7 protein-coding genes and 1 pseudogene are annotated in these 16,959 nt (G+C 51.9%); 6 read left to right on the plus strand and 2 right to left on the minus strand.

Annotated features, from left to right (window positions below; all coding sequences use genetic code 11):
* Nucleotides 1-211: 211 nt before the first annotated feature.
* Both MUN86_RS29750 and MUN86_RS29755 read right to left on the minus strand, forming a co-directional pair.
* Nucleotides 212-1,735, minus strand: a complete 1,524-nt coding sequence (locus MUN86_RS29750) for a RagB/SusD family nutrient uptake outer membrane protein (RefSeq protein WP_245127640.1) — start codon at nucleotides 1,733-1,735, stop codon at nucleotides 212-214.
* A gap of 126 nt (nucleotides 1,736-1,861) precedes the next feature.
* On the minus strand, nucleotides 1,862-5,014 hold the full coding sequence (locus MUN86_RS29755) for a SusC/RagA family TonB-linked outer membrane protein (protein ID WP_245127641.1): 3,153 nt from the start codon (nucleotides 5,012-5,014) through the stop codon (nucleotides 1,862-1,864).
* A gap of 496 nt (nucleotides 5,015-5,510) precedes the next feature.
* On the opposite strand from MUN86_RS29755, the pseudogene MUN86_RS29760 reads away from it, so the two are divergent.
* The 6 genes and pseudogenes from MUN86_RS29760 (at nucleotide 5,511) to MUN86_RS29785 (ending at nucleotide 16,952) form a co-directional block, all read left to right on the plus strand.
* Nucleotides 5,511-7,795, plus strand: a pseudogene (locus tag MUN86_RS29760) (GH92 family glycosyl hydrolase).
* A gap of 94 nt (nucleotides 7,796-7,889) precedes the next feature.
* The gene (locus MUN86_RS29765) at nucleotides 7,890-8,885 is read left to right on the plus strand and encodes a LacI family DNA-binding transcriptional regulator (RefSeq protein WP_245127643.1); all 996 of its coding nucleotides are present in this window, start codon (nucleotides 7,890-7,892) and stop codon (nucleotides 8,883-8,885) included.
* A gap of 181 nt (nucleotides 8,886-9,066) precedes the next feature.
* The gene (locus MUN86_RS29770) at nucleotides 9,067-10,809 is read left to right on the plus strand and encodes a GMC family oxidoreductase (protein WP_245127644.1); all 1,743 of its coding nucleotides are present in this window, start codon (nucleotides 9,067-9,069) and stop codon (nucleotides 10,807-10,809) included.
* Between the two features lie 20 nt (nucleotides 10,810-10,829).
* Nucleotides 10,830-11,450 carry a gluconate 2-dehydrogenase subunit 3 family protein gene (locus tag MUN86_RS29775; RefSeq protein WP_245127645.1) on the plus strand — a complete coding sequence of 207 codons (621 nt, stop codon included), beginning with the start codon at nucleotides 10,830-10,832 and terminating at the stop codon, nucleotides 11,448-11,450.
* Nucleotides 11,451-11,801: 351 nt separating this feature from the next.
* Nucleotides 11,802-12,830, plus strand: coding sequence for a LacI family DNA-binding transcriptional regulator (locus tag MUN86_RS29780; RefSeq protein WP_245127646.1), 1,029 nt, complete (start codon nucleotides 11,802-11,804; stop codon nucleotides 12,828-12,830).
* 876 nt (nucleotides 12,831-13,706) lie between these two features.
* On the plus strand, nucleotides 13,707-16,952 hold the full coding sequence (locus MUN86_RS29785) for a SusC/RagA family TonB-linked outer membrane protein (RefSeq protein ID WP_245127647.1): 3,246 nt from the start codon (nucleotides 13,707-13,709) through the stop codon (nucleotides 16,950-16,952).
* Nucleotides 16,953-16,959 lie beyond the last annotated feature (7 nt).

Below are 16,959 nucleotides of genomic sequence, written 5' to 3' on the forward strand. Positions count from 1 at the left end.
GGAAATAACTTATACGCCCTTGCAAACCAAGTTGAAATCGGCCGTTGTGGTCCCGAAATCAGTCGCAAAATTTAGGCCTCTGAGAGTGATTTTCGAAAGTATCAGTTTCAAGCAAAAAAAGAGCGTCAGGCCGAGTGGGGCCAGCAAGCGGCAGAAATTCCCAGAACTCCCGCTTGCACATGCTTCCCACCCGACCATGACGCTCAGTTGCCTACCAGTTAGGGTTCTGGGTTAATTCCTTGTTGTTGTTGCGTTCTGCCGAGGGAATACCCCACAGCAAATATTTCTCCTGGAAAGCAGGGCCTACTTCAGCCTTAAAGCCTACCACGTCCACAAAGCGGTTGTTGACCACATCGTACGTTTTGCGCGTACGCTGAATGTCGAAGTACGCTTTGTTCTCGTAGGCTAGCTCGTGATAGCGCTCCTTCCACACGGCCTCACGGAAGGCATCTTTACTCAGACCACTGAGCGCAGGCAGTTTAGCTCTGCTGCGTATAGCATTGATTTGAGCATAAGCCTTTGGTGTGGCAGCACTGGCTTCGTTGATAGCCTCGGCGTAAATTAACATTACCTCGGGCATTCTAATCAGCGTCCAGTTCTCATCGCTCGAGAAGTTACGGTTTAAGGCACTTTCTAGATGGAAGTACTTATAGAGCGCGTGGCGGTTGAATTGAACAGTATTTGTCTTTGGACTATTAGACGTTCTATCAAACCCCTGAGCTCTAGAGAAATAAAACTGCCCCTCCTGGGCCCGTAGGTCGCCTGGCTCGTAGGTGTTATAAAACTCCTCCGTCGGAATCAAGGCTCCAAACTCGTCATTGTAAGCCGACACGCCCGCGAAATAAGGGACCACTAGCGGGCTGATGGCGTTGGTAGCAATGCCATTGGCGTACTGAGCCTGGAGAATGAACTCGCCCTGGTTTTTGGTGGCGTTGCTGTGTAGCGAGAGGTAATCGGTGAACAGAGGATAATTGCCGGCGTCGATTACCTCAGCGGCCTTATCAGCAGCCTTCTGGTAGTTCTCTCTTACTTGCATTGGGTAGCCTGCCGTGGTCAGGTACACATCAGCCAGTAAGGCTTTCACGGCCGACTGCGAGATGCGCCCGGTACGGTCTACTACCGGCAGACCCGCTACCTCCGCCGTTTGTAGGTCGCTAATAATCAGTGCGTACACGTCAGCCACTGGACTGCGAGCCGGATAAAGATTCGGACCGGGGCCAGTAATGGGTTCCGTCAGCAGAGGCACATCGCCGTAGAGCCGCACCAGCAGATTATACAGGTATGCCCGGATAAAATGCGCTTGACCAAGCAATATCTGCCTTTGGCTCTCAGGCATTTCAATGGTCGGGATGCGGGTAATAGCCAGGTTAGCTGCGCCAATGCCACTGTACGCACTATTCCAGACACTAGAGAAGAAGGGGTTGGCAGGGTCAATGCTTTGGTTGATGATCTGGTTGTTGTTGAAGCTTTGGCCAAGCGAGGTGGCGTGCATCGTCATCAGTTCCAGCGTCACCCAAATGGCCTCGCCGTAGCCCGTACCGTTTTGCACGATGCGCAGGCTACTGTAAAGGCCGTCTACGGCAGCTTGAGCTTGGCCGGCTGTACTGTAATAGTCGTCGGGCCGGATGCGGGAGCGGCTGTCTACTTCCAGAAAATCATCGCAACTGGTTGCCACCAGTAGCAAACCCGCGCTAAGGGCTGCGGTTCGAGAAAGGCGTTGTATGGTCGAAAACATAGATAAAGACGTGAAGAGTTACTTTTTGATTTGTAGATGTCGGAGTTGACTATTCGTCTGCTTCCTAAAATCGCACAGGCAACCGAGGCCAGAGCAATCAACCAATCCCAACCGCTAAAAATCAGTTTAGAATGACACGTTCAAACCAGCCGTGAACGTGCGGGCCTTGGGGTAATCGAAGAACTGAATACCTTGGGCAAAAGACTGGTCGAACGTCCTCGTTTCGGGATCGTAACCAAAGTAGTCGGTAATGAGAAAGAAGTTTTGGGCCGATACATAGGCCCGTAAGCGGCTCACCCCTAGTTTCTTAATTACATCATCGGAGAAGTTATAGCCCAATACTGCGTTACGTCCCCGAATGAAAGAGGCATCCTTTACCTTGTAAGAATCGATGCGCGAGTCGTAAGCTAGATAAGAAGGCCGCACTTGCGCGATGCTGGTGTTCTGGTTTTCGGGCGTCCAGGCATCGTATAGAGCCCCGGTGTAGCTGTTGGCCTGCCCGGTGCGGTCTAGGGCCGAGTGCTCCGTCAAGTTCATCACGTCGTTGCCGTAGGTGAACTGAAAGTCCAGCAATAGATCAAAGCCCCGGTAGCGGAAGTTGTTAATAAATGAGCCGAAACCAGTGGGAATATTCTTACCCAGAAGCACCCGGTCTTGGTCATTGATCCGGCCGTCGTCGTTCTGGTCGCGCCACTTCAGGTTTCCGGGTAGGCTACCATAGCGCCGAGCCTCGTCAGCTTCATCCGTACCCCAAGTCCCTAGGCGCTCCAGTCCGAATAAAGCGCCCACCGAGGAGCCGACGCGCAGCACGTTGGTCTCGTTAAGAAAGTTTGGGCCCGGAAAAATGTCGTCGTTGGCTGCACCCAGAGCCAGAATGCGGTTTTGCAGAAAAGAGATGTTGAACGTCGTGTTCCAGGTGAAATTGGTACCCTGCACGTTCACCGTATTCAAAGCCAACTCCAGGCCTCGGTTGCGCACGCTGCCAACGTTGGTTGGGTAGCTGCCGTAGCCGCTGCTGCGCGGCACCGGTGCCTGAAGCAGCAGGTCTTTGGTGGTGCGCTGGTAGATGTCGCCCTCAAACGTGATGCGGTTCTCCAGCAGGCCTACGTTCAGACCCAAATCAAACTGGTCGGCCGTTTCCCACTTAAGGAGTGGATTCCCAAGAGAGCCGAGCGCAACACCATTGGTGCGGTTGCCGCCAAAAACGTAGCTATTAGTGCCTAGGAAAGTCTGCGACACGTAGTTGCCAAAGTCGGGGCCGCTGTTACCAGTGCGGCCATAGCCGAAGCGCAGCTTCAGGTCTGAAAACAGGTTGTTATCGCTAAGAAATCCTTCCTCTGAAATCCGCCAGGCCAGGGCCGCCGATGGGAAGATAGCATTCTTGGTGCTCACCCCGAAGCGGGAGGACCCGTCGCGGCGCGTAGTCAGGGTTAGCAGATAGCGGTTCTTGTAACCATAGTTTACTCGCCCGAAGATGGAAAAGAACTGATCAGCCTGGAAGTCGGAGCCAGGAGGGTTAGGTACGGAGCCAGTGCCAAGGTTGTAGAAGCTAAATGCATTATCAACTAGCAACGTGGTGCTACTGCCATTCGACAGGCTGCGGAAGCGACGAGTGTCGGCGCCCACCACCACGTTCAGGGAGTGGTTTTCGCTGAACTGCTTATTGTAAGTAGCATAGTTCTGCCATTGCAAGCTGGTAGCGTCGTAATCATTTATGCTGGCGTAACCCTGCGCACCGCGCAACTGAATCAGCGTGGTAGCATAAGAAGGGTCGTTCCAAGCCTGAACAGTAGCACCCAGCACGCTGCGGAAGCTTAAATTCGGCGTAATGGTAAAATCCAAGTAGCCGTTGCCCGAAAACACCTGACGGCGACGTAGTTCCTCGTCTTCTTGAGCAATGGCCACAGGGTTGTCGCCGCTTTCCATATCGGGGTATTGCTGGCGGCTGGCGTACGTACCGTCGGGGTACTTGACGGGCATGATGGGGATCATCTCAATCATCATGCGCGGGATGTTATTGCCTCCCACGAAGTCGTTACCGATCCGGTCGTTGATATTGCTGTAATTAATAGTAGCCCCTACTTTCACCCATTTCTTTATTTGGTTATCTACAACCAAGCGGGCATTGTAGCGCTTCTGGAAAGTGTTAAGGATGGTACCTTGGGCGTTTGTATAGTTTAGGAACAGCCCGTAAGTGAGCTGGTCGGCACCACCCGAAAAGGATAGGTTATGACTTTGGGTTACACCCGTTTGGGTGGTTTCGTCTTGCCAGTCGGTGTCATAGAGGGGGTTCAGGTTTTCGTCGAACAAGCGCCGGGGGTTATTGGGGTCGGCCAACGCCCGCCGCTTGATATTGGGGTCACGGTTGGTATAGCGGCCAGCAGCCCAGCCAGTGGGGTCAAACTTTTGGATGTTCTGGTAAGCCAAATCCTCGGTAGCCAGGAACTCCCGAGCATTCAATACATCCAGCTTACGGGCAATTTGGCTCACGCTCACAAAGGCATCGTAGCTGATTTGAGTGCCTTTTTTACCTCGCTTAGTGGTGATAAGAATAACGCCGTTGGAGCCTTGGGCGCCATAGATAGCTGTGGCCGAAGCATCTTTCAAGACCTCAATACTGGCAATGTCGTTGGGGTTCAGCGAAGTAATGCCGGCGTCCCAGAACACGCCGTCTACGACATACAATGGGTTGTTGCCGGCGTTGATAGAGCCATAACCCCGCACTCGTATAGTAGGGCTACTGCCTGGCTGTCCCGAGTTTAGCGACACATCAACGCCTGCTACCCGGCCCTGTAAGCCTTGTGCCACGTTTACCACAGGTCGCTCCACCAACTCCTTACTGCTAACACTTCCTACGGCCCCAGTCACGTCGGAGCGCCGTTGGGTACCGTAACCAACTACGACCACCTCGTCCAAGGCTTTGGTGTCGGTAACTAGCTTCACCGTCAGCGTTGTGCGGCCACCGAGAGGAAGTTCCTGAGCAACGTAACCGATAGCCGAAACAACCAAAGTTTCGTTACCAGTTGGGACGGTCAGCGAAAATTTGCCTTCGGCATCGGTACTAGTGCCTAAGCCAGCAGACCCTTTCACCACGACCGTTGTACCCGGCAGAGGGCTGCCCTTGTCGTCGGTTACCGCTCCTTGAATTGTTACTTCAACGCGCCGGAAAGTGGAAATGTCACTATTTGCAGAAGCCGGCGTCAGCGGTAGAATAGCTGCCGCGCCAAGAGCAAGTAGCGGGATGCTGCGTAAGTTCCTAGCAGATAAAGAGTTTCGCATGTGGAAGGGTTGGTGGAAAGAGAAGTGAGAGGGCAACTGAGTAAGAAAGAAGAACTTTAACTGCAAACTGAAGCCACAAAAAAGAGTGGCAGAAATCGTTTGCAATTAATTGCCTAAACGTTTTGGCATAAACCTCTAAAATCAAGGATAAGAAAGTGCGAAAACCTAAAGGCAAATCGTTGAAAAACCAGTGGGGCACATAGTTGCCGCACCGAATTGAAGTGAGAGGCAGAACAAAATAGCTAGTAAAGGCGTGGTTAGCAGCTATTCAGAGCGGTACCTGATCTAACTAAAGAAACACTAGCTAGGCGATTGGTTGAGGAGATTGTGGCGAAAATATCTAGGTTTTATTTCGATCTACCAAAATATGCTAAAGCCTTTTAGCATATTTGCTCAGCCTGTTCAGACGCTTGCCGTGCTTTAAAGCCCAAGTATGTATAAGGTTAATCCTACTTCTGGCGGCTGTTTCCCACTTTTATCTTTCTAAAGTACTGGTATGCGTATACCCCACCCTCATTCTAAACTGGCACCTAGTCGCTCGCTCTGTTGGTTGCTGAGTTGTTGGCTGCTGCTCGGTTGTTCCGCCCTTGCCAAAGCGCAAAATCCCAAGCTCACTACTTACGTTGATCCTATGATTGGCACGGGCGGCCACGGCCACGTTTTCCTTGGGGCCAATGTGCCTTTCGGGGCGGTGCAGGTTGGCCCCCAGAACATCTTTAAGGGCTGGGACTGGTGCTCTGGCTATCACTACTCTGATAGCTTGATTACGGGCTTTTCGCATATGCATTTAAGCGGTACCGGGGCCTCCGACCTGGGCGACGTGCTGATCATGCCTTACACGGGACCAATCAAAACAGACAAAGGCCAGCAGCAGGTCCCGCACCAAGGCTACCTTTCGCGGTTCTCCCATGCGCGCGAAACTGCCCGGCCGGGTTACTATGCCGTCACGCTCGACGACTACAACATCCGGGCTGAGCTAACCAGCACCGCTCGGGTGGGTTTCCACCGCTATACCTTTCCGGCTAACAGCAAGGAAGCGCACGTTATTATCGACTTAAAAGAAGGTATCGATGACAAAGCCACCGACAGCTATATAGAACAGATAGATCCACAGACATTTGTCGGTTACCGCTTTTCCAAGGGCTGGGCTAAAGACCAGCGCGTGTATTTCGCCATCAAGACCTCGGCGCCAGTGCCGCAATTCGCCGTCTATAACGAGACTCAGCAACTCGCGGGCAAATCGGGGAAAGGGGTAGCCATTAAAGGGGTGTTCGGCTTCGCGAAGGCGCCGGGCACATTGCAAATGAAGGTGGGTATCTCGCCGGTAAGCACCGAGAATGCCCTTGCTAATATTCAGGCGGAAATCCCGGGCTGGGACTTCGCTAACGTTCAGCAGGCCGCCGATACGCAATGGAACAAAGAACTAAGCAAGGTGATGATAGAATCGCAGGACCCCGTGGCCCGGCGCATTTTTTACACCTCGATGTACCATGCCCTATTCGCGCCCGCGTTGTTTAACGACGTCAACGGCGACTACCGCGGCACCGATAAGAAGGTCTACTCCAAAGCCCCATTCGTTAACTATACCACCTTTTCGCTCTGGGACACCTATCGCACCGAGCACTCCTTGTTTACATTGGTGCAGCCAGAGCGGGTTAACGACATGATGCAGTCGATGCTGGCTATTCACCAGCAGCAGGGCAAACTGCCCATTTGGCACCTGATGGGCAGCGAAACCAATACGATGGTGGGTTACAGCGCCGTGCCGGCCCTCGCTGAAGCTTACTTGAAAGGCACGCCTGGCCTCGACGGCAACCAGGTGCTAGCCGCCATGAAAGCCTCTAGCACCCGCGACGACCAAGGTGTGAGCTACCTGAAGTCCATGGGCTTTATCCCGGCCGACAAAGAAAGCGAATCCGTGGCAAAGGCGCTGGAATACGCTATCGATGATTGGAGTATCGCGCAAGTAGCCAAGAAGCTCGGCAAACTGGACGACTACAAAACGTACAGCGCCCGCGCCAAATACTATCAAAAGTACTTCGACCCCCACACCCGCTTTATGCGCGGCCTTACTACCGACGGCAAGTTTCAGTTGCCCTTCGACCCCATTCAATCTATTCACCGCCAAAACAACTACACCGAAGGCAATGCTTGGCAATACACCTGGCTGGTACCCCACGATGTACCCGGCTTGATCAAACTGTTCGGCAGCGAGGCCGCCTTCACCCAGAAGCTCGATAGCCTCTTTATCGTGCAAGGCAGCTTGGGCGAGAGTGCCTCGCCAGACATTTCGGGCTTGATTGGCATGTATGCGCACGGCAACGAGCCTAGCCACGCCACAGTTTACCTTTACCCGTACGCCGGCCAGCAGTGGAAAACAGCCGAAAAGGTGCGGCAGGTGCTGCGGGAAATGTACAAGGACAAGCCCGACGGCATCAGTGGCAACGAAGACTGCGGGCAGATGTCGGCTTGGTACATTCTGTCGGCTATGGGTTTCTATCCGGTTTCGCCTAGTAGTGGCGCCTACGTGTTAGGCAGTCCTATTGTCGACAAAGCAACTATTCAGGTAGGTAAGGGGAAAACATTTATTGTGGACGTTAAAAACAATGGCCCGCAAAACCCCTATATTCAGTCGGCTACCCTCAATGGCAAGGCGTATTCGAATAGTTACTTGCTACATAAAGACATTGTAGCCGGGGCACCCTGCAACTAACCATGGGGCCACAACCAAACCGCACGTTTGGTGCTAACCTAGCCAACCGGCCCCGAGAAATATATTAAATAAGGAAGCTGGAAGACCTGCGTCTGGCCGGTGCAAAACAGATTGGAGTTGAAAAAGCGAATTCTTATTCACGATATTGCTAAACACTTAGACGTGTCCATTGCGACCGTATCGCTGGTGCTGAATGGCAGGGCCAAGGAAAAGCGTATCAGCGACGTGCTGGCCGAAAAAGTGTTGAACTACGTGAAGGAGGTTGGCTACAAACCCAATCAGCTGGCTAAAAGCCTGCGTTCCGGTAAAACGCACGTTCTGGGCCTGGTAGTAGAGGACATTGCCAACCCTTTTTTCGCTTCTGTGGCAAGGCTAATCGAAAGAAAGGCGCTCGAACATGGCTACCACATCATCTATTGCAGCACCAACCGGGACCCGGCCAAGACCAAGGATATACTCACTATGTTCGAGGAGCGGCACGTGGACGGCTACGTTCTCGCGTTGCCCGAAGGCCTTGAAAGCGAAGTGAGTGCCTTGGTGCGCAGCGGTAAACCGTTGGTCTTGTTTGACCGGGTGCTTTCGGGAGTGTCGGCCAATGCCGTGGTAGTGGATGGGGCTACGGGCATGTACGAAGCCACTCAGCACCTGCTGGCGCAAGGCTATAAATCCATAGCCTTGATTACAATCCAGCACGGGCAAACCCAGATGATAACGCGTCGGCAAGGGTACGCTCAGGCCCTGCGGGAGCATACCCTGCCCGAGATGGTGGACGAGATTGTGCTGCAACAAGAGCCGGCGCAAATTATCAGTCAGATGGCAGCTTTCTTTCAGGCCCATCCGCACTGCGAAGCGGTATTATTCACAACCAATTACTTGGGCTTATATGGTTTAGAGGCGCTCAACCAGATAGGGTGGTCGGTTCCGAAGCGTATTGCGGTTGTTTCTTTCGATGACAATGCCTTGTTCAGGCTTTATTCTTCCCCCATTACGGTGGTAGCACAGCCCCTGGAAGCAATGGCAGAGGAAATTGTGAAAGTGCTTCTGACTGCGCTACAAGGTGGCAAGCAAACCAACGGCATGATGCTGCTGCAACTAACACCCAAACTGCTGATTCGGCAGTCGTCGATTCGGCCTGCTAGCCCTACCCGCGCCAAGTAGAATAGAAAGCGGCAGCCAATGCGTGAGCAGCAGGAAGGCATCTACTAGTGGACTCCAACCAAACATGCCCGAGAAAAGAGTAGAAGCATTCTTTCCGTCAAGCCTCCATTCATAGAAACCTACGCCTTTCAGGCGCACACTATTTTTCTTACCCTCCTACCCACACTAGTTTCATTAGCCTATGAGCACGTTTCAGATCAAGAAATCGGGCACCGTCTACGATGCCATCATTGTCGGTTCAGGCGCGGGGGGCGGAATGGCCGGCTACGTGTTGGCGCACGCCGGCCTAAAGGTATTGATGTTGGAAGCCGGGGCTTTCTTCGACCCCGCTAAAGACGCCCAACAACTTAAGTTCCCCTACGAGTCGCCACGCCGGGGAGCCTCTACCACCAGGCCCTTCGGGGATTTCGACGCCGCCTATGGGGGGTGGGAACTGGAAGGAGAACCCTATACCACCAAAGACAAAACCGAATTCAATTGGTTTCGGGCGCGCATGCTCGGTGGCCGCACCAACCACTGGGGCCGTATCTCTTTGCGCATGGGCCCCAAAGATTTCAAGAGCCACCACATCGACGGCCTCACCGACGATTGGCCTATCACCTACGAAGAAGTGAAACCCTTCTACGACAAGGTTGACCGCCTTATTGGGATATATGGCACCGTGGAGGGCCTGGAAGATGAACCCGACGGTATTTTCATGGCGCCGCCCAAGCCGCGGCTCAACGAGCTATTCATCAAGAAAGGAGCCGAAAAAGCCGGGGTGAAAGTAATACCCGGTCGCGGCTCGGTGCTGACCGAGAGCTTGCCCAACAACAAAGATCGGGGCGCCTGTTTTTACTGCGGACAGTGTGGCCGGGGCTGTAAGGTCTACGGAGACTTTTCGTCTTCTTCGTGCCTGGTGATTCCAGCCATGAAAACCGGCAATTTGCAAGTCCTGACCAACGCCATGGTGCGCGAAGTGCTAACCGGCCCTAATGGCTTAGCGACTGGCGTGTCGTACGTCGATAAAAACGATTTGCAGGAGTACCAGGTCCGGGGCAAGATGGTTATCCTGGGAGCCAGTGCCGGGGAATCGGCTCGGCTCTTGCTCAATTCGGTTTCCAGCAACCACCCAAACGGCTTGGCAAACAGCAGCGGGGTAGTAGGGAAATACTTGCACGACTCCACCGGGGCCAGCCTCAGCGGCTTTTTACCGCAGTTGATGGACCGCAAGCGTTACAACGAAGACGGGGTGGGCAGCGTCCACATTTATACCCCTTGGTGGCTGGACAACAAGAAGCTGGATTTCCCCCGCGGTTATCATATCGAATACGGTGGCGGCATGCGCATGCCTTCTTACGGCTTCGGCAATGGCATCCACAACATCAACGGGTTGGTGCCCGGTCGCGACGGAAAGCCCAAAGAAGCCGGCGGCTTCGGGGCGTCGCTGAAAGACGATTACCGCCGCTTTTTTGGTTCGCAAATCGGGATGGCTGGCCGGGGTACCGCCATTGCCCGCATCGATAACTACTGCGAAATCGACCACGACGTGGTCGATAAATACGGTATTCCCGTGCTTAAATTCCATTACAAATGGACAGATGCTGAAATCAAGCAAGCCAAGCACATGCAGGAAACCTTCCAGTCCATCATGCATGAAATGGGCGCCATCATCACGTCCAAAGTTCCGGGTCCCGAAACCAATTACGGCCTAGAAGCGCCCGGCCGAATTATTCACGAAGTGGGCACGGTAAGAATGGGCGACGACCCCAAAAAGTCGGCCCTTAATAAGTGGTGCCAGGCCCACGACTGCAAAAACCTGTTTGTGGTCGATGCGGCTCCGTTCGTGCAGCAAGGCGATAAAAACGCAACGTGGACCATTCTGGCTCTGTCCATGCGCACGAGCGAGTACATTCTGGAGCAGCGCAAAAAACTATCTGTGTAAAGCCCTCTATCTTCCTTCCAATGAAAAGACGTGATTCGCTGAAAGCCATTGGCCTGACGGCCCTGTCTACCGGGTTGCTGCTCGACGCTTGTAAAAGTGACGTAAGCAAAGCCACTGAGAAAGCCGCCGCGCCCGCCGCCGATACCGCCGGCAAGCAAGCGTTTGAAATAGAGCGCGACAAGAAACTACACGCCGAGACATTTTTCACTCCGCATGAAATGGCCACGATTACCGTGTTGGTCGACATTATTATTCCCAAAGACGAGAAATCCGGGAGTGCCTCCGACGCGAAGGTGCCCGAGTTCATAGAGTTTATAGCAAAGGATATTCCCGAGCACCAAGTGCCGCTGCGCGGTGGCTTGCGGTGGCTGGATGTTCAGTGCTCTAATCGGTTTCAACACGCGTTTGTAGACTGTACTGCGCAGCAGCGCATTGAAATGGTCAGCGAAATAGCATATCCGCTCAAAGCCAAGCCGGAGATGAAGCAAGGGGTGAACTTTTTCAACCGCATGCGCGACCTGACGGCTACCGGATTCTTCACCAGCAAAATCGGAATTGCGGATATCGGCTACGTAGGCAACAAGCCCAACCGATGGGAAGGCGTGCCCGAAGACGTGCTCAAGCAATACGGAATGGCATAAGTGCGCAGGTAAAGCGTCTGTCAGAGGTAAGCTTAATTTGCGCCACTGGCAGACGTACTGCTTTCCGGAATAGTACTCAATCTAGTTAAGTAAGGCAGAGCAAGCTATAAACCAATCCGAGTCCATTACGCCGAGAATAAATTACAACTTTGTCCACTTAGAGGCCCTACGTGCTGTATTGTAGGCATTAGGCATCTAATCGAGGGGAGCAAGACAATTACGAACTATCTGACTTTACGGCACATCTCGTCTTCTGGTATTTAGAAGCTGGCTTAGGATTAAGCTAAGTCCTGCCAAGCGCGAATATTTGTGTACTTTAAAATGATCAGGAACTGCTTCAACTGGAATCCATTGAATAAAAAACGCATTTCCATAACCGACATTGCGGAGCAGTTGAGCCTTTCTATTTCAACTGTCTCCCGCGCATTGAGCGACCATCCAGGCATTAGCGACGCAACCAAAAAACGGGTTATAAAGCTGGCTAAAGCGCAAAACTATCAGCCAAATTATATGGCCGCGGCCCTACGCAAGGGGCGCAGCAACCTACTAGGCATTATAGTACCCCACATCGACGGCCACTTTTTCACTATGGTAGTGAAAGGGGTAGAAGCAGTGGCTAGCAAGGCCGGATTCAACGTTCTGATTTGCCAATCCAACGAAGACGTAGCGCACGAGAGCACCAACATCGATACCCTGCTGAATGCGCAAGTAGACGGCATTTTGGTTTCTTTGGCTCGTACCACCCGCGACTCTTCCCACTTCGACAAGGTTCTTAAACAAGGTATCCCGCTGGTGTTTTTCGACCGTATTCTCGAAGGAAAGCAAGTAAATGCAGTCGTGCTGGACGACCGAGAAGGAGGATATCTTTCCACCAAACACCTGATCCAACAAGGTTATCGACGCATTGCGCATTTTGCCGGACCGCAACATCTTAACATCTATAAATACCGGCGTCTAGGTTACGAAGATGCTCTTCGTGAAGCCAATCTACCTGTCGAGCCAACGTATACCGTTATCAACGACATGACGCTGGAGGATGGTATCGAAGGGATGAAGCAGCTTCTAGACCTGCCTATTCCTCCCGACGCCGTGTTTTCGGCCAGTGATTTTTCGGCGGTAGGAGCGCTCCAGTTGCTTAAAAGCCGTCATATTCAGGTACCACAGGATATAGCCATTTCCGGCTTTAGCAACGAGACCTTTACTGCTCTCACTGAGCCCATGATTACGTCAGTGGATCAGCATTGTGAGCAGATGGGCCAGTCGGCCGTCGAGCTTTTCCTTCAAATCTTGAAAGAGAAAAATAATAACTTTTCGCCCCGTCGTGTAGTCCTGCAACCAGATCTAGTGGTGCGTAATTCCACAACGCGCAACTCTCAGTAGCTCTCCCCTTTCAACTGATTAAGTTAACTCTAACTGCAAGACTTCGGGTTTCAGGTTCATCCCCGACAATGCCGATATCTATTTCGCGTGTTGCTAGGCTGCCTTGTGCTATGTCACAAGTTTGCAAATAGATACTAAGCTACTTTAGGAGTAGCGTCATTAAGTGCCTGCACTATACAAGTTTTTGTGCTTACTGTCCTTTGGGTTTGAATCCTTATTGAAGGCTGGATAAGACGAACCTAAGATTAAGTATTACCGAATTCTGGATTAACGTCTACTTAATAGATGTATAACGATAGTGTTTGCACATCATCTTATGCAAACCTTTGTGTAAAAAAAGGTGGCCCATCATAACGTTAAATAAGTTGCTTGATCGGCATATAATTTTCCCTCAGAGACGTACTGAAAATCAATTGATTAAATAGTATTCCTTTGCAAATAAATGCAATTTAATAGCCTATATATCGCTTATTGAAAGAATTTATATATTAATAATACAAAAATATGTGTCCGTCTTATGTTTGGGTACAGCGTATGATATGGCAGTAAAATGTTATATTTGATTCCATATATATAAGTGCAGGAATGAGAGTTTCTGAAGTTTTTATTTGGTTTTAAGGCAAAGGTTTGCATACTTATCGGCCAGTAACTCATCCTTTCTATTTCGGACCGTTTCGTTTTAGCACAGCAAACAGGTAGTTGCCTGTAATAATTGATGTGTAGCAGCGGAAATGCTTATTAATTGCTAATACGTTTTAGCAAGCAGATAAAGTATTGGCCTTTTGCTAAAACGTATTAGCATGAAGCTGATTCAATTAGGGAAATCTGCCTTGCTTTCGCTTACAGTTCCATTTCTATAATCAAACACCCACGCTTATGAAAAACCGAGTACCTATTAGGAAGGTCCGTCATCTCACGCGGGCTTCACTTACTCCCATTGCGTTGTGCGCTTCAGTTGGAGTCAGCTTTGGCTCTCCGATTGACAGCAACTATACAGCATCCAATCGGGATGGAGCGGCAGTGGCTGTCGATGCGAAGTTGGTTGATATCACCGTAACGGGTACGGTCACTGATACCAAGGGTGAGGGTTTGCCCGGTGTCAATGTGGTCGTGAAAGGCACTACCAACGGCACGCAAACCGATGCACAGGGAAACTTCAGCATTACGGTGCCCGACCAGGGGGCCGTGCTGGCATTCTCCTTTATTGGCTACAAGCCGCAAGAAGTTGCAGCTAATTCCACTGCTAAGCTTGCTATAAAACTGGTTTCCGACGACCAAGCTCTGGAAGAAGTAGTAGTGGTTGGCTACGGCACCCAGTCGCGAGCGACAGTTACTGGGGCCATCAGTAGCACCAATTCCGCAGCCATTACTCGCACGCCCGCCGGCTCTACTTCTGAGGCCCTCGTGGGCCGCATACCGGGTGTCTCGGCCCGGCAGGCTGACGCTCGCCCCGGTGGAAGTGCCAGCATCCAAATTCGTAATCTAGGTGACCCACTCTATGTTATTGATGGAGTAGTAGCCGACGCTGGCCAGTTCAATAATCTAGGTATCAATGACATTGAGAATATCTCCATTCTTAAAGACGCTTCAGCTGCTATCTATGGGTTGCGAGCCGCCAACGGGGTGGTGCTGGTAACGACTAAGCGGGGAGAAAAAGGCAAGCCAACCATCAATATCTCCGGCTATTATGGCCTGCAAAACTTCACGCGTTTTCCGCACCCGGCCAATGCGTACCAGCACGTTCGGGCGCTGGCTGAAGCGGGCCAGAACCAAGGCAGAACGCCAGTTAACGAGCCGGTAAAAGGTGAGAATATTACGCCGGACGTGCTGGAAAAATGGCGGACAGGTGCACCCGGCTACGAGAGCTTTGATTACTACAAATTTGTATTTCGCCCTGATGTGCCGCGTTACTATGTGAACGGCAGCTTTTCGGGTGGTTCCGATAATGTCCGGTTTTACGTATCAGGCAGTCACTTCGGGCAAGAGGCAATTATCAAAGATTTCAAATTTAGTCGTACCAACTTACAAGCCAACGTAGATGCTAACATAACGCAACGGCTAAAAATCGGCACGCAAATCTCGGCACGCCTCGAGGACCGTTTTACGCTGGGCGTACCAGGCGGCGACGACTATTTCAACCCCTTGTTGAGCGTGTTTAGCATGTGGCCCACCGAGCGGCCGTATGCCAACGACAACCCCAACTACATCAACCAGACCCACAACGTCAACGTTAACCCGGCCACTTATACGGAGGCAATAACAGGTTATTATACTGACTATTACCGGGCGGCTAAAGGCAACTTCACAGCCGAGTATAATTTCGATTTTGGCTTGAGCGCCAAGGCTATTGGTTCTTACAACTACACCAATCGTCTCGCGAATGGCTTCGAGTATACCTATAACGCCTACCGTTACAACCCTGCCACTGACGTCTACGAAACCAGCCCTGCTTTCGGCAACCAAAACCCGTACCGCGAAAGACGAACCCGGAACAAAATTGACCGCTACGGGCAGTTGCAACTCAACTACAACAAAACGTTTGGCGACCATAGCGTGTCAGCCGTAGCCGCTTACGAGCGCTACGATACCGATGACCGGGAGTATGGCCTCAACACCGTACCACCCAACAATACCATTCCGCTGCTACTGTTTGCCAATGCCCGCAATCTGGACGATAGAATAAGCGAACGAGCCCGAGCAGGCTACATAGGTCGGGTAAATTATAATTACAAACAGAAATACCTGCTGGAGGTGCTCGGGCGCTACGACGGCTCGTGGTTGTTCCGAGAAGATAGCCGCTACGGCTTTTTCCCTGGCGCCTCGGTGGGCTGGCGCATCAGCGAAGAACCATTCATCAAGGAGAGCATTGGTAATGTGCTGAGCGAACTGAAGCTGCGCGGTAGCTACGGACGCACCGGCGCCGATGACTTAGATGACCCGGATAACCTGAATTATTTAGTTCCCCCTTACAGCTACATAGGTGGTTACCAGTTCCCAGACCGTAGCTCTATCTTTAATGGCAGCTATGTTATCGGTGTTGATCCGCGCAACCCGCCGATTACCACGCTTTCTTGGATAACCAACCAATCGACAAATATCGGTTTAGACTTCGGTTTCTTAGAAGGTAAAATAACAGGTCAGTTCGATGTTTTTGAGCGCCGCCGTAAGGGACTACTTGCACAACCTCTTGATGTTCTAATTCCTAGCGAGGTAGGCTACCCCTTGCCCCAAGCAAACCTTAACTCCGACGCTGTACGGGGCATGGAAGGCCTCGTGACGTATTCCGGTGAGACAAGCGGGTTAAGCTACTCCGTAGGTTTGCATGCTACTCTGGCCCGCAACCGGGATTTAGATCAGTACAAACCTCGCTTTGGTAATTCATGGGATCAATACCGCAATGGAATAAATGACCGTTGGGCGTATATCAACTGGGGTTATCAGGTTATCGGGCAATTCCAATCGACAGAAGAAATTGAGAATTACCCAATCAACAACGATGGGCAAGGCAACCGCAATCAACTCCCTGGTGATTTTATCTACAAGGATGCTAATGGCGACGGCGCCATCAACTACCTTGACGAGCGGCCTATCGGCTACGCGGAAGGCGCCACGCCTTATGTTACGTATGCGGTCAACACCACTTTTGGATACAAAGGCTTCACCCTCAAATTTGACTTAGTTGGGGCCGGCTTGCAAACCTACCGCCGGGAGGTCGAGCAGAGAATACCTTTCCAAAACAACGGCACGTCGCCCAACTACCTCTTTGAGGACCGCTGGCACCGGGAGGATCCATTCAACAACGATAGCCCTTGGATTTCCGGTAAGTACCCCGCGACTCGGCGCGACGATGGAGGCCATCCGAATTACAACCGCCGCAGTGACTTCTGGATTACCAACGTGCGCTATCTGCGCGTGCGCAACTTGGAGGTAGGCTACGACATTCCGAAACCCTTCTTGGATCGGTTTGGCATTGGTTCGATGCGGGTGTACGTCAACGGTACCAACCTGTACTCTTTCGACAACATGAAAGAATTTGATCTGGACCCGGAAATTGTCAACAACGGGGGCCTAGTCTACCCGCAGCAACGCCTCTATAACGCCGGCTTTTCTATCGGCTTCTAAATTCCCA

It is taken from the genome of Hymenobacter volaticus (assembly GCF_022921055.1).
Classification (GTDB): Bacteria; Bacteroidota; Bacteroidia; order Cytophagales; family Hymenobacteraceae; genus Hymenobacter; species Hymenobacter volaticus.